Source organism: Leclercia sp. UBA5958 (genome assembly GCF_002430365.1).
GTDB classification, from domain to species: Bacteria; Pseudomonadota; Gammaproteobacteria; order Enterobacterales; family Enterobacteriaceae; genus Enterobacter; species Enterobacter pneumoniae.
Map to the genome: position 1 here is coordinate 545,463 of NZ_DJCE01000004.1, position 16,523 is coordinate 561,985.

General features: G+C 57.0%; 15 protein-coding genes. 4 read left to right on the forward strand and 11 right to left on the reverse strand.

Annotation, left to right across the window (positions count from 1 at the left end):
• Positions 1–10: 10 nt before the first annotated feature.
• The 11 genes from B2Q93_RS21255 to B2Q93_RS07135 form a co-directional block, all read right to left on the reverse strand.
• Positions 11–142, reverse strand: coding sequence for a DUF6966 domain-containing protein (locus B2Q93_RS21255; RefSeq protein WP_414671902.1), 132 nt, complete (start codon positions 140–142; stop codon positions 11–13).
• Positions 143–247: 105 nt separating this feature from the next.
• Positions 248–667, reverse strand: coding sequence for an SMI1/KNR4 family protein (locus B2Q93_RS07090; RefSeq protein ID WP_286808182.1), 420 nt, complete (start codon positions 665–667; stop codon positions 248–250).
• Between the two features lie 8 nt (positions 668–675).
• Positions 676–900, reverse strand: a complete 225-nt coding sequence (locus B2Q93_RS21225; RefSeq protein ID WP_212476329.1) for an HNH/ENDO VII family nuclease — start codon at positions 898–900, stop codon at positions 676–678.
• A 20-nt stretch (positions 901–920) separates the two neighbouring features.
• Positions 921–1,343: an Imm63 family immunity protein gene (locus tag B2Q93_RS07100; protein WP_286932321.1), complete on the reverse strand. Its 423-nt coding sequence runs from the start codon at positions 1,341–1,343 to the stop codon at positions 921–923.
• A gap of 52 nt (positions 1,344–1,395) precedes the next feature.
• Entirely contained in the window at positions 1,396–1,620 is a 225-nt protein-coding gene (locus B2Q93_RS07105) for a hypothetical protein (protein ID WP_286932323.1), read from the reverse strand.
• A gap of 35 nt (positions 1,621–1,655) precedes the next feature.
• On the reverse strand, positions 1,656–1,931 hold the full coding sequence (locus tag B2Q93_RS07110; protein WP_286932325.1) for a DUF6966 domain-containing protein: 276 nt from the start codon (positions 1,929–1,931) through the stop codon (positions 1,656–1,658).
• An 8-nt stretch (positions 1,932–1,939) separates the two neighbouring features.
• On the reverse strand, positions 1,940–2,356 hold the full coding sequence (locus tag B2Q93_RS07115; RefSeq protein WP_212476323.1) for an Imm63 family immunity protein: 417 nt from the start codon (positions 2,354–2,356) through the stop codon (positions 1,940–1,942).
• A gap of 1 nt (position 2,357) precedes the next feature.
• The gene (locus B2Q93_RS07120) at positions 2,358–11,009 is read right to left on the reverse strand and encodes a hemagglutinin repeat-containing protein (protein WP_286932327.1); all 8,652 of its coding nucleotides are present in this window, start codon (positions 11,007–11,009) and stop codon (positions 2,358–2,360) included.
• Positions 11,002–11,550 (reverse strand): toxin-activating lysine-acyltransferase, encoded by a 549-nt coding sequence (locus B2Q93_RS07125; protein WP_286932329.1) that lies wholly within the window; start codon positions 11,548–11,550, stop codon positions 11,002–11,004. Before B2Q93_RS07125 ends, B2Q93_RS07120 begins: the two co-directional genes overlap by 8 nt.
• Positions 11,550–13,172, reverse strand: a complete 1,623-nt coding sequence (locus B2Q93_RS07130; RefSeq protein WP_286932331.1) for a ShlB/FhaC/HecB family hemolysin secretion/activation protein — start codon at positions 13,170–13,172, stop codon at positions 11,550–11,552. The genes B2Q93_RS07125 and B2Q93_RS07130 overlap by 1 nt, the downstream gene beginning before the upstream one ends.
• A gap of 276 nt (positions 13,173–13,448) precedes the next feature.
• Complete coding sequence (locus tag B2Q93_RS07135; protein ID WP_046886094.1) at positions 13,449–13,841, reverse strand: YdeI family stress tolerance OB fold protein; 393 nt, start codon at positions 13,839–13,841, stop codon at positions 13,449–13,451.
• 143 nt (positions 13,842–13,984) lie between these two features.
• Between B2Q93_RS07135 and B2Q93_RS07140 the strand changes: the two genes are divergently transcribed.
• From B2Q93_RS07140 to B2Q93_RS07155, 4 genes are read left to right on the forward strand one after another with little or no spacing between them, the layout of a single operon-like run.
• A complete protein-coding gene (locus tag B2Q93_RS07140) occupies positions 13,985–14,497 on the forward strand; it encodes a hypothetical protein (protein ID WP_286932332.1) in 513 nt (170 codons plus the stop codon).
• Positions 14,498–14,506: 9 nt separating this feature from the next.
• Positions 14,507–14,959, forward strand: a complete 453-nt coding sequence (locus B2Q93_RS07145; RefSeq protein ID WP_040074339.1) for a DUF421 domain-containing protein — start codon at positions 14,507–14,509, stop codon at positions 14,957–14,959.
• Complete coding sequence (locus B2Q93_RS07150; RefSeq protein ID WP_046886092.1) at positions 14,956–15,480, forward strand: 2-oxo-tetronate isomerase; 525 nt, start codon at positions 14,956–14,958, stop codon at positions 15,478–15,480. Before B2Q93_RS07145 ends, B2Q93_RS07150 begins: the two co-directional genes overlap by 4 nt.
• 10 nt (positions 15,481–15,490) lie before the next feature.
• The gene (locus tag B2Q93_RS07155; RefSeq protein ID WP_207292258.1) at positions 15,491–16,480 is read left to right on the forward strand and encodes an SDR family oxidoreductase; all 990 of its coding nucleotides are present in this window, start codon (positions 15,491–15,493) and stop codon (positions 16,478–16,480) included.
• Positions 16,481–16,523 lie beyond the last annotated feature (43 nt).

The window sequence follows — 16,523 nt, forward strand, 5'->3', positions numbered from 1 at the left end:
TTGTTAATTATCATAATAGGGTGCCCGCCTTATGGCCTGAAGAAACAACCAAACCCTTTCCGTTTCTATACAATACGAGATCGTGTAGACATCCCATTCCGCCATAGGCTTTTGTCAGGTAATGTCCAGGGTATGAGGCAATATACTAAGACCCTGGCGTTTTTGGAGCACCCTTTCTGCAGGCGCTCCAAAAATCATCTTTTATGGCTACAGGGTTTTCCTGGTAAAATATTTACCCTGGATTACCTTAGTTGCCATCGATCCAGACATCTTTCACCCAAGCGGCTAAATCAGGCCACTGCTCTTCACTATCACCATCGCCACTCCAGTATTGGACACGACCTTGTTGGTCTAAACAATAATAACTACCGTTATCTTCACATATGGGTAGCCACGATTCAGGTACGCCAACTTGTTTTGCATCATTTATAGCCGTTAACAACTCACCATAGAATTTTTTGTCTTCTGTAACAGACAATAGCTCGATTGTTCCATAATAGATATTGCCAACTTCCTTAAGAAGTTTCTTGTAGTCAGATGAAAAAGAAAAGCCTGTCTCTCTTTCATATTTAGAAATAAGATCATCATCCGGTAAAGGAATATTATTTCTCTCGTTCCCGGACACTAGCTTTAACTCTTCAATAACATCATTCAGGCTATTAGTCATATCGTTACCTATTTAAAGTCGTTAGCTCGTTGCTTCCAGTAATCAGGGCGCCATCTGTTGAATTGTGCACGATTTATACCAGAAGGTATGCTGTTATCGTTAATGTGAATATACATTTTAACCGCGCAGGCTTCGGCGCTCATCCCGGCGCAGTTTTCGCACTTATAGCGTTCATTTTCGGCCTTCACCTGCTCTTCGGCCACTTGCTTTGTAATTTTACCCTGCGTCAGCATCGCTGCGATGTTGCCCTCAATTATGTATAGAGGCTATCGTCGTAGGGTGCTTCAGCCAGAATTTTTTGAATGTCAACTCGCGCTTCCGACTCCCAGGCTGGGTTCATATTCGCCATTATTTCAATAAATTTTGGAAAAGCGATGCGCCATCCATCCCTGCCTTTAATCCGGTGCTCTAACTCATATTGGTAGGCAATCTGATAGGCGAATTCGGACATTATCCAATAAAGCAGCGTATTCAAAGAGTGAGTGACTTTTCGGGAAAACTCATACCCTCTTTCTGAGTAAATATAATTATATGAATCTTTTTCGAATGAAATATAGGAAGTGCCGTCGCTATAGGGAGCAGAACACAGATTCACTGAATGTTTTGGAAAGCCTGCTCGTAAAATCATCTCATCAGCTTGCCTTTGTATTTCAGCAAGATAATTGTTTCGTTTCATCTCCCGCCAGCAGGGAGGGGAGGTGATTCACATTGCAACCTGTCCAGGTCTTTTACCGGTGATAAAAAAACCAGATGATCAAACCTGCAGGCAGCCCCAGCCAGGTTAACTCAAGACATATCAACACATCTTTGAAAGAGAAGGGGAAATCCTCCTTCACATTCCATACTAATCCCGCACCGACTAAACGGCCAAGGAGCGTCAGGATAAACACGGCCAGACCTATCGCGCAGCACAGGTAAAAAAGGTTAACAAACGATCTACCGCTCTTTTTCATTCTTGAAATTCCCACCTGCGAAAGCAGATTTTTGTTCAGGAAAGAAGGTTAAACAGTTCGCGTCTGAGCTGATCGAATTCATTGTTTACACTCATCAAAACATTTCCGTTTCTGTACAGTACGAGATCATTCAGAGATCCCATGCCACCATAGAAATTTAGAAAAATGTATTTGGTATCATCAGGTGCACGCTCATATTGGTCAGCCAGTTTAAAAATACTGACTGACCATTCGGCATAACCACCTAATTTTAATAGAGTAGCCATACGTTCCATTTTCTCTACGATCAACGTTTTTTTATCGATAGCCATTTTAACGTTTAAGGGTAAAGGCTATCTTCAAAAGGGCTATTCATCAGTATTTCATCAAGATGACTCTGGGCTTTCACACCCCAACTCTCATCTATTTTGCCCATAAGTTCTACGATCTTAGGGAAATAGATACGTCGGCTGTCTTTGCCGGGAATTCGGTGTGCCAGTTCATAGTCTACTGCTATGGCGTGTACAAAATCATAGATTATCCAGTAAAGAAGCTCATCTGACGATGCTGTCACTTGTCGCGAAAACTCAAATCCTCTTTCTGAAAAGATATAATTATACTGCCCGTTTTCAAACGAAATGTATGGGGTTCCATCCCCGACAGGTGAAGTATGAAGGACGATCGCATGAGCCGGAAAACCGATTTTCGCTATCCGTGTTTCAACCTGTTTCTGTAGCTCGCTAATATTCATCAACATCTCAGTTCACCTTACGAATGTATTTATTGTCTAATAACCATTGCACATTTACGCGATCCTTCATATTAGGCAGGATCTGAATACCACCGCCAGGTTCCCCAAAAGCAGGTGCTATTTTGCCTTGTATAACGGGCAACGGTTTGATGACCTCATATTGATGATACTGTTCCGCTAACGTTCCCGGCGCTAAAGCACGCTGTTCCTGAGGGGTACCCAGCGGTGATAAGAATGCGCCATTTGTATTACCGTACCTGTCAAGCCTTGTTCCCACAGGAAGCGTTGCCTGAGCTGGCGCCTCGGCAAAACCTAACTTTTCAGGCCAGTTCCAGCCGCTATTTCCATTACGGTATTTATCATACTGAGACCATCCTGCTGCTTCCTCATCAGCAGCAATCCTGTTTGGTTCTGGTGTTCTTCCTGCTGTAGTTTCAGTTGGTTTTACACTGCCCGGCCCGGTTGGTTTTTCCGTCATGCCCTTCAGGCCAGTGAAGCCCGCCAGTGCTGAAGTCAGGGCATGAGCCTGCATGACTGTATCGTATTGTTTAGCTACATTTTCCCAGCTGTCATGCGATTCTTTTGCTATTGCTGTAATTGCCTGGTCGCGGGTAATGCTTCCTGCATCAAGTCCCTGAAGCACGCTTTCTACATTTTTAGCATCCTGCGGGTAGAGGTCTTTATACAACAACGAATAGGTGACGTTTTTGCCATATTTCTTCAGCGCTTCCTCTGCCGGACCAATCAAGGCTCTACAAGCTGCCCCGCCTTTGTTTCCATCGGTACATACTGACTTTATTGCCAGGTCTCGCGCTTTGTCTAACTGCCCGATGGCTGTTAATTCATTTTTTTCGTCCGGTGTGATATTTCCGGCTTGCTCTTTACGCTCCAGGACCCTTTTTCTTTCTGCTTCCTCCACGCTCAAATAGTTATTCTCAACCGTCGTCTTACCCGCCTGCGCTCCCGCCACGGCAGACGCAGAGCTGTCGCCCGCCAGCCCGCCGGACAAGCCTGCCGCCAGCGTCGCCAGCGCAGAGACCGTCTGCTTCTGGGTTTCATCCAGCTCATCGGCAGGTTTACCGTACATCTCGAGGGCGATCATCCCCACCAGCTCGCCCGTGGCGGCACCGGCGGCACCCGCCAGCGCGTCCTGCCCCTGCGCGGCGGCCAGCGCGGCGTTGACCACCGCGTGGGCGGCCACTTTGCCCGCGTCGTTCAGGCCGCTGTAGTGACCAATCACCTCCGCCACGTACGGCGCAGCACCGCCAGCAAGGGCCGCGCTGAGATCGCTCCTGGCCAGGCCCTGAACCGCCGCCGTCGCCGCCTGAATCGCCTGCTGATACTGACCGCCGGTGCCAAAGCCCGAGGCGCTGAGCGCGTCGTTGTAGGCCGTCTGGTAGATCTGGCCGTTAATATCTTCCAGCGTCGCGGTTTTGCCCGGGTTGGCTTTTTCCCACGCGGCTTTCGCCTCCTGCAGATCCTGTGCGTTGACGTGATTCAGCTTCTCTTTCGCGGCGTTAGTGGCCCGGATGCTGCCCTCGGTGCGGGCAATATCCGCCACCTGATTACCAATCTCGCCGATCAGCTGCGCCTGCTGGAGTCGCTCCTGCTCTTTCTCTTTGTCGAAGATAGGGGAGAGCGTCTGGTTGGCATGTTCCACGTCGCGGCTGAGCTGGTTGATATCCTGCGTCTGACGAGTCGGGTCGCGGACGATCAACGTACCTTCCGATACCGCCGCGTGCGTGGTGCTGCTGTCATGCCCGTCGCGGTTCGCGCCCACCAGCAGGCCGTTAGCCATGTTGCCAGCAAACTGGCTGCCGATGCTGCCCCCGGTGCTCATGCCCACGCTCTGGTGTTCCACTTCGAAATCGGCGCGGTTTTCAATATCGCTAAAGCCGATGGTGCCGGTATCGAGACGGTTTTTATCGGCGGTTGCCGTCGAGCCAATCACCGCCCCGTTGAGCTGGGTATGCTCGCCCACGGTCACGTCGTAGCCGCCTTTGCCCGCGAAGATCCCGGTCTGTTCCACCACCGAGTCGTAGTTGCTGTGCATCTTGTCGCGGCTGACGTTGACGCTGGCCGAGCCGGTCATGGAGCCGATGCTGAAGCTCCCCCCCGCGCTGGCGTTCTGCTGTTTCGAGTCGTAGCGATCGCTGTCCTGCTCGGAGGTGAGCGTCAGGTTGCGGCCAATATCCGCTTTCACGGTTTCGCCACTCACCTGCGCCCCGGTCAGGGTGGCGTCACGTCCGGTCAGGAGATTCACCTGGCGGCCCGCGTCCACGGTAGTCTCGCTGTGGGTGGTACCGTTGCCGCTCTCGTTGCCTTTGCCGCGGTTGACGCTGGCGGAGATGTTAAGGCCAAAGCCGCCGGAGCCCACGCCGATGCCAACCCCGACGCTGCCGCCCTTGCTCTCATTTTTGCCGTCCAGCAGCTGGGTGTTTTGCGCCGAGCGCAGGTACAGATCGCGGTTGGCGGCAAGGGTGATATCGTTGCCCGCCTTCAGCTGGCTGCCTTCCACGGTCAGATCCCCGTCCGCGCCGCGCGTGCCGCTGCCGGTGGCGATCACGCTGAGATCGCGCCCGGCGTTGAGGGTGCTGCCTTGAGCGGTGTTCTGCTCGCTGTACTGGGTCGATTTTGACGACTGGCTGCCGTAAGAGAGGCTAATACCCACCGTGTTGGTGTTAGAGGCATCCGCGCCCATGGCCTGATCCATGCGCGCAGCCTGCGCGGCCTGTACGCCGGAGAGCGCCGCCTTCACGCCCTGCAATGCCTGCAGGCGGCTGCTGCCGGAGGATTTCGCCTGCTGGGAGGCCTCGACGGCGCTGTTGAGCGCGCTGCCGACGGTGCCGGAGAGCGCCAGCGTCAGCCCGGAGGTTTTTTGCTCCACCTCATGGGTCTGCTGGCTGCGGTTGTTCACCGCCGTGATATCGACGTTTTTACCGCTGAGGGCCATATCCTGACCGGCCACCAAATCGGAGCCGCTCACCGTCAGGCGATCGCCCGCCCGCAGGCTCAGGTCGCCATTGACGCTGCCCACCGTGCTGCCCGCCTGGGTGGCGTCCGCGCCGGTGTCGGTGGTTTTGATGCTCTGGGTGCCGACGCTAAAGCCGATCCCACCCGAGCTTAACAGCCCCGATTTTTTCTCCTGCTTCTGGTGCAGTTCGTTATTACGTTCGGCCTGGGTCTCGACGCTCAGGTTGTTGCCTGCCAGCAGGGCGACATCGCCCGTACCCGCCACGTTGCTGCCGCGCACGGTGAGATCGTTTCCTGCGGTCAGGTTAACGGTGTCGCCGTTCAGCTCGCTGCTCTGCACCGTCTGGCGGTCAATCTGGTCGCGGGTGGTGGTGGTGGTTTTCGACAGGAAGCCGTTACCGCCCACCACTTTATGCCGTTCGTCCAGATCCTGCGTATTCTCGCCCGCCGTCAGGGTCAGGTTATTCCCGGCGCTGACGTTCAGCGCCTGGCCAGCGGAGAGGGCGGCTGCGCGGGCGTTGAGATCGTTCCCGGCGGCCAGAGTGACGTCACCTTTACCCGTCACTTCGCTGCCGATGCTGTTGGTCTGCCCCTGTTTCAGGCTGTTATTGCCATCCCACACCAGATTATCGCGGCTGGCGGTTTCCACCGTATTCAGGGTCATATCCCGCCCGGCCACCAGCTGCGCTTTGCCGTTCTCGCCGCTGGCGATCACCTGCGCCCCGGTCAGGGTGATATCCCGCCCGGACTGCAACGCCAGCTTACCGTCGTCGCCCTGCACGTAAATGCCGGAGACGCTGTTGATGGTGGTCCGGGCAAAGCTGTTCTCACCGTTCACGCTGGAGGCGCTGGTGGTGGTACTGGTGAGGGTGATGTCACGTCCGGCGCGGGCCAGCACGCTGCTGTCGCCCACGATGGCGCCGCCAATATTGTTGATATCGGTGCGGGCGTTCAGGTTGACGTCTGCCCCCTGAATGGTGCCGGTCTGGTTGGTGATGTTGTCGGCATCAAGCTGCAACACATTGCGCCCGGCAATCGTCCCGCGGTTGAACAGGTTGCCGTTGAGCTTAATGGAGACGTTGTTCCCGGCAATCAGCGCCCCGGAGCCGTCGATATCGCCCGGTTTCACTTTGGCGTAAACCTGCGGGACCAGTACGTTTTCCATTGAGCCGTTCGGCATCTTCACCTGGGTGTTAACCAGCCAGACGATATCCCCGGTCAGGAGCGCCATCTGCTCCGACGTCAGCGCCACGCCGAGCTTCAGGTCATACTGCTTGCCGAAGGTAATGCCGCGATCCATGAGCGCTTTGTACTGCTCTTCGTCGTTGTTGTAGCCGTCGAGATAGCGCTGGCCGGTAATGCCAATCACCTGCTCGCGGATCAGGCGCTGCTCGTAGTAGCCATCCCCCAGCCGTTTCTGGGTGTTGTCGCCGTTAGCGGTAAAGGCGTCCTGCATATAGTCGCTGCCGAGCCACTGGCGCTCGTTGGTAAAGCGCGGATCGGTCTCCACCAGATACGGCACCTCCGCCGACGGATTCACCTTGAACAGGCTGTTATCCGGCAGGGTGGTATTCGGGCCGATAATGCGGATCGCGCCGTCGGCCGGGGTCACTTCAAACTGCTGCCCGGCAGGCGGGGTCACCGGCTCGCCCGGCGAAACGGTCTGCTGCGGCGTGGGTTTCACGCCCGCAGCCTGCCCAATCGCCACGTCCGTTCCCTGCAACACCAGCGGAGTGATACTGAGATTGCTCCCCTCGACGCTGCCGTTGCTGACCAGTTGGCCCGGTTTCAGGGCGATATCCTGAATGGTGGTTGGCGGGGTGTAGGCCGTGCGATCGCGTCCCTGCTCGTCGTCGCCTTTGTGGCGAATACGGTAGTAGTGGGTGACGGTACCCTCATCGGTGGTAAAGCGCTGGCCGGGCACGTCCTCGTTCTTCACGCTGCCCATCTGGTCAATCCCCAGGGTGCCGCCCGCAATCACCTGGCTCTTGTCGTTAAACAGTTTGTCGCCGGTCAGGAGCAGGTTGCCCCCGGCGAGGATCTTCGCCGGGTCGCTCTCTTTGATCCGGGTTTCGTCGATCGTGCGGGTGTAGTTGTACTGGTTGAAATTATCGTTGCCGTGGCCGGATCGCTCCGGCGTGTTAAGGTTTTTCAGGCCATCGGCGGAGTTGTCATCCACCCACACGCCTTGCTCAGTTGAACTCCAGCGGTTGGTTGAACCCGTGTGCTGGTAGTCGGTCAGCTCGTCCTGCGACACCCGCACCACCTCGGTGGAGAAGTGGTCGTTGATGTTGTTGATCTGCCCGGCGGCAATCGCCATATCCCCGGCGGACTCGATGGTCGAACTGTGGTTGTTAATGGTGCCCGCGCGGGCGGTAACGGCGCCGTTGTCGTCCAGCGCGCCGCCGATAGTCATGCTGCCTGCGCTGTAGATCAGGCCGTGGTCGGCGTTGTTCAGGGTCTGCACGCCGAGGTTCACACGCTCGCGCCCGGCCAGCGTCGCCGCGGTGCCGTTTTCGGCGAGGTTGTTGAAGGTATCCACATTTACGCCCACCGCGTCGCCGTAGATCCGTCCGGTGCCGATGTTGGTCAGGGTGTTCGCATTGATGCGGGTGGTGATCCCGTCGATCAGACCGGTATTGCGTACCGTGCCGGTGGCCGTCAGGGTGGTGCTCCCGGCGTTGATGTCGCCGCTGGCGAGGTTGGTCAGGTTGGCGCTCTGCACATTGAGGGCGCTGCCCGCCATCAGCTGGCCGCTGTTGGTGAGATCCCCGTCGGTGGTGAAGGTCAGGTTGCCGTTGGCGATGGTGGTGCCGGTATTGTTCACGCCGTTAGCGCTGTGGAGATCCATATCCCCCAGCGACAGCAGCTGGCCGCTGGCATCCAGCGACGCCGCGTCTACGTTCAGGGTTTTACCCGCTTTCAGGGTGCCGCCTGCGTTGACCAGATTCAGGCCGCTACCGCTAAGATCCAGGGTGTCACCGGAGGCCAGCGCCCCGGCGCTGTTGTTCAGCACGCCGCTGTTATCGATGTTCAGCGTGTTATTCGCCAGGATGCTGCCGCGCTGGTTATCCAGGGCACCGGTATTGAGCGTCAGGCTCTGGCCCTCCAGCCCCTGGTTTTCACCGAGGGTATCCTGGTTAACAAAGTTCAGGGCATTGAGGGTCACGCTTTTGCCGCTGCGGATCAGCCCGGAAGCGTTATCCACCACGCCCCGGGCGCCGTCGAGGAGCAGTTCGCCCACCGACTGGATCTGCCCCCCGCCGTTTTGCAGATTCTGGCTGTGCAGGGCGGTATCGGCTTCGCCAATCACCCGCCCACCGCTGCGGTTATCAAGATCCGTGGCTGCAATATCCGCCGCGTCGCTGGCGGCCAGCGTGCCCGCCTGGTTATTGAGGCGGTCTGCCGAGAGGGCCAGCGCCCCCAGGCTGTTAAGGGTACCTGCGCTATTATCGATGGCACTTGAGGTGACGTTCACGCCGTCGCCCTGCAGCACGCCTCTGTTATTGATAATCTGCGTGGTAGCCAACGACAGGCCCTTTGCCGCCGCCACCTGTCCGGCGGTATTGTTCAGCGTGCCGCCGTTAAAGGCGAGGCTCTCCCCGGAGAAGGTGGTGCCCTGGCTGTTATCCAGCAGGCCGCCGTTGAGGGTCATGGCCCCGACCGATTTCAGCGCGCCGCCGCTGTTGCTGAGCCTGTCGAAACTGGCGGTCAACGTGTTATTAGCGCCAATCTGGCCGTCGGTGTTGTCGACAGCGCCCGCGCTCAGGCTGAAGTCGCCGTCACTTGCCAGGAAGCCGCTCTGGTTGTGCAGCGCGCCGCTCTCAAGGCTGAGGGAACCCTGAGAGAGCAGGGAGCCGGCACGGTTATCAAACGCGCCGCCATTCAGGGCCAGGGTTGCCCCGTCGGCGATAATCACCCCCTGCTGGTTGTCGAGGCTTCCGGCGCTGATGCGCTGGGTTTTCGCCGCCTCGATACGGCCTCTGGCGTTGTTCACCGCCTGCTGGCTGGTAATTTCGCCGTCGCCTGCAGCGGCAGAGATCAGCCCCTGCTGGTTGTTTACCGTCCCGGCCTCCAGCCGGGTGTTACCCGCCACCGCTACGATCTGCCCGGCGGTGTTGTCGAGGGTGCCAGCCCTGAGCTGTACGCCGTTCGCCGCGCCAATCTGCCCCTGCTGGTTATCGAGGGTGCCCGGCAAATCGACTGCCAGGGTGCCGCTGCCGCTGTGGGCGATTTTGCCTTTCTGGTTGCTGAGATCGTGGGCGCTGACAGTCATCGTCTCCGCGCTCAGCGTGCCCCCGGCGTTATTGAGTAATTTCCCGGTGCGCAGGGTCATTTCGCTGGCGTTGACCTTCGCGCTGGCGGTGTTGAGATCCCCCGCGCCGCCGTCGAGCAGGAGGCGTTTGCCCTGGGTCTGGCTGCCGCTGAGGTCCACCCCCTGGCCGCGGGCGCTGAGGTTGCCGCCTGCCAGATTTTGCCCGTGGGCGCTGAGCTGGCCGCGGGTGCTGAGTTCCAGATCTCCCGCGTCGGCGAGCTTGCCGTCGCTTTTCACCCCGGCGGCCAGCACGCTCTGCTGGCTCCCGGTGAGGCTTGCCGCGCTCACCCGGACGTCTCTGGCGGCGGTGATCACGCCGCTGTTATTGAGTTCGCTGGCGGTTTGCAGGCTGGCGTTGTCGCTGGCACGCAGGGTGCCGCTGTTTTCAATGCGTCCGTCGGCGGAAAGGGTCACGCTGCCCGCCTGGGCGCCGATGGCCCCGGCGTTACGCACCCCGACGCCGCTCTCGGTGCCGACCATGCGGATTTTACCGGCATACATGCCGCCCAGGCTGGCGACATCCACGGCCAGCTGTGGGCGGGTGGCAGGGTCGTCGCTGCCTTTTTCGATCACCTCGTGGGCAGCATCCACCCTGTTGCGGCCGGTGGTGACCTTCAGGTCTTTAGCCCACAGCCCGGCGTTCACCTTGACCGAGCGGGCGATAATGTCGGTGTAATCGGCGCCGGAGGTGTCCATCCCGGCCCCTTCGACCACCACTTCACCGCGATCCACTTTGAAACCGGTGAGGTTGCCATCTTTCATCTGCGCCTGACCGGTGGTCAGGGTAGCGCGGTTGGCGTTGATAAAGCCGCAGCCACTACAGGTAATGCCCGCCGGGTTGGCAATCACCACCTGCGCTTTTTGTCCGGCGACCTCAATCATGCCGTTCAGCTTGCTCGGATCGCGGGCGCTGACCTCGTTCAGGATCACTTTGGCTTCGCCGCGCGCCAGCCATGGGTTGCCCGCCACCATGCCGCCCAGATTGGTCTGCACGTTTTTGTGGGAGTTATTGAGGATGGCCCCTTTTTTATCCACATCAAACTGGGTGTAACTGTTGCGTGAAACGCCTGCTTTAGATGGTGTCTGGATATTCACCTGCGGTGTGCCGTTGGCGCTGTTAATCACCGTCGGCTGTTGATTTTTTGGCGCGCCGGTATTGGCCACGATGTTGGCCTGCGCAGGCTGAATCGCCCCCATCGCCAGCCAGAGCCCAAAGCTGATGGCACTGACTTTGCCAATCAGTCGGCTATGGGTATGACCAATACCGGACGCGCGGGACGAACCGGCGCGGCCAGAGCGGGCGATATCCGCCACCACCATCAGCATGCCGCGCGCTTTGTTAAAGACAATTCGGTAGAGGTTCTTATTCATGGTTCGTTCCTTTAAACGCTTCCGGCAGGTTGACGGCGAGCGGGTGTTGCTGTTGCCAGACTCTTGCTTGTTCCCGGCTGACGCGATCGCCGTGGAACGTCATCACGCGCTTGCCGCGCTCGGCGCCCCGGTGATAAAGCGCGCGCCAGACGTGATCGGGGAAAATTTCGCGGCGGATCAGGGCTGACATCGCGGCGGTGTGCCCAAAGGGGGCGATCCAGTCGCAAAACCAGATTCGGTCGCCGCTATCCCAGTCCTCCTCCGGCATCTCAATGGAAGCGCGCGTCAGATAGCGCGCCTCTGACTCCTCGTTCAGCCAGGCCCAACTGAGGAAGAAAACCGGCCGATCCCCTTCGGCGATCAGCACGTACTGACGGCGCTTGATAATGGGTAACAGCAGCGTCGGCAGGGCGTGCAGCGGGGCATCCCGGTGCATCGGGGAGTGCATCCACAGCCAGACGGTGGCCCCCAGCACTTCGGCTTCACTCTCTTCCCCGCCGAGGATCAGCGGCGCTTTGATCTCCAGGTTTCCGATGCGCATCACCAGCTCCAGTTGAGGTTAAAGCCGAGCGTGAGATCGCTGGTTTCAAAGCCGTCCGGCTTCGAGAACGGCGTACCGGCGAAGAAATCGTAACCGGTGTTAAATGCACTCCCGCGCAGGCCGACCACGCCGCCCGCCAGATGGCGGCCAACCGGAATATCTGCGCTGTAACCGCCCACTTCGCCGTAGTCGGCGCCAAGATAGAGCTCCTGATTCGGCAGCGGCGTGCGCCAGGCCAGATCGTTACGCACGTACCAGCCGTGGCTGGCGCTCAGGGTGCGCTCACCGTCGAAGCCGCGCACGGTCCAGCGGTTACCGATGGAGAACTGATCCTGCGGCGTCAGCGGGGTGTTGCTCATCTGGCGCAGATACTGCACGTTGTAGCGGAAGTTTTGCGTTCCTATCTCAAAGGGCAGATCGAGCTGAGCGTTGAGCTGCGTGATTTTGCTGAGGGCGGTCGCCACGCGCCAGTACTCTTCTGGTGCCGGCTGGGCACCAAACCAGCGGGTACCGCGTTGATAGCTGATGCCCGCATCCAGCGTCGCCTGGCCGATGTAATGGCGATGATCCAGCCCTACGCGCCATGCCGCCGTCTGGCGGCGCTGGACGCCGACTTCGGTATCGTCGATAAAGTTGCGGGTTTCTCGGGTCATCACATCGTATGTGAAGGTGGTTTTTTGTGAGCCGCTGCGGTGCAGCACGCGGCTGAGCTGCACGTTGAGGTTTTTACTTTTGCCGCTGTAGCGGTAATCGCCATTCAACCCGGCCACGGTCTGGTGGTAGTCATAGTCGCTACCGGTTACGCCCAGCATCCAGTAGCCAAAAGGCACCGAGTAGTGGGCGGTGTAGTTTTTACTGCCTTTGCCGCTCTTGTCATTGAGATCGTGACTGGCAGAAAAATAGAGCAGGTCGCTAAGGGAGAAAGGGTTGTCCAGCGACAGGGTCACGCCGCCCTGGTAGCGGCCGGTGGTTTCGGTACCGGCATCGTCCAGCGACAGGCCCAGACGCCACATTTTGCGCTGCTTACGGGTAATCACAATATCGCTCTCGCCGGGCTTCTCCCCGGGCAGCAACTCCATATTGGCTTCCACCGTCGGCAAGCGCTGTAAATTTTCCAGCCCCTGCTCAATGTCACGCAGATCCAGCAGATTGCCTTCATGAGCCGGGAAGGCGCTGTAAAGCTGGATGTAGTCGTCGCTCTCTTCAGTGAGTTTCACGTGTCGCACATAGCCCGGCACGATCGTAAGTTTTAAGGTGCCGCTTTTCAGATCCTGCGAAGGGGCGAGCACGCGGGTCGTTATCCAGCCGTGGTCGACAATGCGGTTTTGCAGGGTACTCATCAGCAGGTTTATCCCTTTGCCACCGATACAGCGACCTTGCGCCTGACTGGCGATGCGCTGCAGCGGTAACCAGTGCGGCAGAGCCTCCTGGCCGCTTAGCGCTACGCGTTTAATCTCAAAGCAGGGCGTTTCGATGGGAAAGTCGATGCGGCCAAAGCCCGACGACGGCTCAGACAGGCGAACATCCGGTACCGGCGGCGTTAATTGTTGTTCTAATGCTCTCTGACGTTGCTGCTGAATAATGAATTGGTTTTCGGGGTCTGCCGCATGGGCAGGGAGCATTAAAGACAGGCCAGTGGCTGTCGTTATTATCAACGCGAGACTGTGTCGGGCTATCATGGGAAATCCGTGCCGTGTAAGAAAAAAGGATGCAATGTGAATTTGTGTAAAATTGTTTAAGGAAAGGGCGTTGAATGAAAGAGGGATTAATCCTAAAGCCCGGAATATTCCGAGTTTTAATATCCTTAAATCTGGTAGGTAGAGGGCGGGAAGAATATATTCAACAGTAATTAGCGGGTATGGGAGAAATACCCGCGCAAGACTTAAGTGAAATTTGGCTTATTTCTGGATGTGGTCCACACGCACCACTGGCGGGTTCATTTTTTTATCCAGACTGCCGTTAATACTGATCATGTGATCGGGTTTTACCGTACGTCCATCAAATACGGCTTGTGGAATAATGGTATCAATGGTGCCCGTTTTATCGCGGAATTTAAATTTATCGCCGCCTGAGCCATCAATCAAATTACCGCGCAGCGAGATAGTGGCACCATCATGCATCTCTTTGGCCTGCGTGACGGTCATGATGCGGGCATCCTCTGTGCCACGATAGCCTTCATCCAGCGAGTGGGGCGCCGGGGGAGCAGCATCTTTCTTCAGTCCACCATTATCATCGGCCCAGGCCGCCGGGATTAAAAAACAACACAATAAGGGTGCGACGGATAATTTCATACTGCCTCCTTGGTTTAACCTTGCTTGACTTATTAAGCCTGGTTGCTATTTTTTATTTTGCAAACAAGAACAGTCTTAATCCAAATTATCTATAAAAATCATCTGGCTGCATAATTTTAATAAACGAGACGGTGAGGTGATAAATGACGAAAGTAAAAGAAACTTCATCCCCCCTCCCCGGGGTTGATGAAGACCGCTTTGCGCTCCAGTTTGAGTCACTGTGTCACCGCTTCGGTTTAATTTTTTTGTTAATTATCGTTGTCGCCGCACTGGCCGGTTTTTTTTCCAACGGCTATTTTAGCGAAACGATACAAAAATCACCGAATAATATATTGCAGGTGCACTACGAACGTTTTGGTCGATTGCAAACCCCGGTACAGGTGAAAATTTCCCTGCAACTGCAAAATAGCCAGCGCCTGACCTTCCGGCTGGGGCAGGATTATATGACCCATTTTGAAACCGAAAATATCTGGCCGCAGCCTGACGAAATGCGTAGTGACGGGACAGATATCGTGCTGGTCTATAACGAAGTCACCCCCCAGCAGCCCTTTACCGTCTGGCTCTACACCACGCCAGACCAGCCAGGAAAAGCCGTTACCACCGTCAGCGTTAATAACGAGCCAGGCATTCGCTTCTGGCAGTTTATCTATCCGTAGGGGGACGAAATGGAGATGATTCTGAGGGCGGTGGCGATCTATCTGATCTTGCTGGTGGTCTTTAAAATCGCCGGGCGGCGCGCTCTGCTACAAATGACCAGCTTCGATCTCATCTTGCTGTTAATTATCAGCGAAGCCACCCAGCAGGCGCTGCTGGGGAATGATTTCTCCGTCACGGGTGCAATGTTAACCATTGTTACGCTGGTGGTGATCGATATGCTTTTTGGCGTGCTGAAAAAATATATTCATGGCGCGGAATCGGTGCTGGATGGCTCACCGGTTATTTTGGTGTCGCACGGGGAATTGCAAAATGACAAATTAAAGAAAGTCGATGTCTCCTGCGACGATATTTTGGTCTCCGCCCGCCAAAACCACGGAATTACTGAACTGAAAGAGATTAAATATGCCATCCTTGAACGTAATGGTCATATTTCTATTATTCCTGAAGAGAGTGCGTCATGACAGAAAATATCTGGAACGAAGCGAAAACACTTAAGGAGCTCACCCGGCAGGTTGCGACTGTTTTACCTGACCTGGGCTGGTATCTCACCACGGCAGAGTCCTGTACGGGCGGCAATCTGGCGTCGGCGTTATGCGCCGAAGCGGATACCGCCTCCTTCTTCGACACTGGCGTGGTCACCTTTAGCGATGACGCCAAACATAAAGTGCTGGGGGTGAGTAAAGCGACGCTGGATAAGTACACCGCCGTAAGCGGACAGACGGTGAGTGAAATGGCACAGGGTGCGTTAAAGCTGGCGGCAGCGGATTTAAGCATCGCCATTAGCGGCTACGCCGGGCCCGACGGCGGCGATGACGGCACCCCCGCGGGCACCGTCTGGTTTGCCTGGGGGTTTCGCGGCGAGGTGAGTACGGCGGTGCAGCATTTTACCGGCGAGTGTGAAGACGTTATCGAAAAAGCGGTGCGTTATGCACTGTCGGAACTGTTGCGGCGCATTCCGCACTGGAAAAAGCAGCTGCACTAAGGAGAGCAAGATGGGTGTTGTGGTAATTACTGGCGCGACGGCGGGGTTAGGAAAGGCAACGGCGCTGCGTTTTGCCCGGGCGGGGTTCAATGTGGGGATCATTGCCCGCGATGACCACAGCCTTGCGGTTGCACGTGAAGAGGTGGCGCGTCATGGTGTGAAATGCCATACGGTGAATGCTGATGTCGCGGATGCGCAGGCCATTATGACGGCGGCGCAGGAGATGGAGCAGCATCTTGGCAGCATTGATGTGTGGGTCAACAACGCTATGTGTGGCGTCCTGGCGCCGTTTCGCGCCATGGAAGATGACGAGTTTCGTCGGGTCACCGACGTCACCTATCTGGGTTACGTCAATGGCACCCGGGCGGCGCTGGCGGTGATGACGCCTCGTGATTCAGGGATGATTATTCAGGTCGGCTCGGCGATGGCCTATCGCTCCATTCCCCTGCAATCAGCCTACTGCGGTGCCAAAGCGGCCATTCGCGGTTTTACCGACGCGGTGCGGACTGAGCTGATTCACGAGAGGATCAATATCCACCTGGCGATGGTCCAGCTGCCCGGACTCAATACGCCGCAGTTTGCATGGGCGCGGAATAAATTTGCCTTTTCTATGCGCCCGCTGGGCCCGGTGTATGAACCGGAAGTAGCCGCCGAGGCCATCTACAACGTGGTACAACGCCCGGTGCGTGAGCTCTGGGTTGGGCGCAGTACATTGCAGTCGATTGTCGGCCAGTTTCTCTTTCCCGGTCTGCTTGACCGCATGATGGTGAAAAAGGCGTGGGAGGGTCAGATGACCAATGAGCTGAATGCGCCCGATCGGGAAGATTATCTCTCGGGGCCGGTCAGCGGTATGCATCAGGTTCATGGCCGCTTCTCTTCAGAAGCGAATACCCGGGCGACGGCCATCACCTCTGGCGTACCGGGTAAGGTGCTGGTCGGCACGGTGGCAGTGGCTGCCGGTCTGCTGGTCGCCCGGCTGTTTACCGGTCGTAAGCGTTAATTAACGCCGCGGGGGCTGGCGTAACCAGACCCCGCGTTAACCC

Excerpts from the sequence above, each read along its gene's own strand:
- B2Q93_RS07090 (WP_286808182.1), bottom strand. The coding sequence starts at position 667 with ATGACTAATAGCCTGAATGATGTTATTGAAGAGTTAAAGCTAGTGTCC.
- B2Q93_RS21225 (WP_212476329.1), bottom strand. The coding sequence starts at position 900 with ATGCTGACGCAGGGTAAAATTACAAAGCAAGTGGCCGAAGAGCAGGTG.
- B2Q93_RS07100 (WP_286932321.1), bottom strand. The coding sequence starts at position 1,343 with ATGAAACGAAACAATTATCTTGCTGAAATACAAAGGCAAGCTGATGAG.
- B2Q93_RS07105 (WP_286932323.1), bottom strand. The coding sequence starts at position 1,620 with ATGAAAAAGAGCGGTAGATCGTTTGTTAACCTTTTTTACCTGTGCTGC.
- B2Q93_RS07110 (WP_286932325.1), bottom strand. The coding sequence starts at position 1,931 with ATGGCTATCGATAAAAAAACGTTGATCGTAGAGAAAATGGAACGTATG.
- B2Q93_RS07115 (WP_212476323.1), bottom strand. The coding sequence starts at position 2,356 with ATGTTGATGAATATTAGCGAGCTACAGAAACAGGTTGAAACACGGATA.
- B2Q93_RS07120 (WP_286932327.1), bottom strand. The coding sequence starts at position 11,009 with ATGAATAAGAACCTCTACCGAATTGTCTTTAACAAAGCGCGCGGCATG.
- B2Q93_RS07125 (WP_286932329.1), bottom strand. The coding sequence starts at position 11,550 with ATGCGCATCGGAAACCTGGAGATCAAAGCGCCGCTGATCCTCGGCGGG.
- B2Q93_RS07130 (WP_286932331.1), bottom strand. The coding sequence starts at position 13,172 with ATGCTCCCTGCCCATGCGGCAGACCCCGAAAACCAATTCATTATTCAG.
- B2Q93_RS07135 (WP_046886094.1), bottom strand. The coding sequence starts at position 13,841 with ATGAAATTATCCGTCGCACCCTTATTGTGTTGTTTTTTAATCCCGGCG.
- B2Q93_RS07140 (WP_286932332.1), top strand. The coding sequence starts at position 13,985 with ATGACGAAAGTAAAAGAAACTTCATCCCCCCTCCCCGGGGTTGATGAA.
- B2Q93_RS07145 (WP_040074339.1), top strand. The coding sequence starts at position 14,507 with ATGGAGATGATTCTGAGGGCGGTGGCGATCTATCTGATCTTGCTGGTG.
- B2Q93_RS07150 (WP_046886092.1), top strand. The coding sequence starts at position 14,956 with ATGACAGAAAATATCTGGAACGAAGCGAAAACACTTAAGGAGCTCACC.
- B2Q93_RS07155 (WP_207292258.1), top strand. The coding sequence starts at position 15,491 with ATGGGTGTTGTGGTAATTACTGGCGCGACGGCGGGGTTAGGAAAGGCA.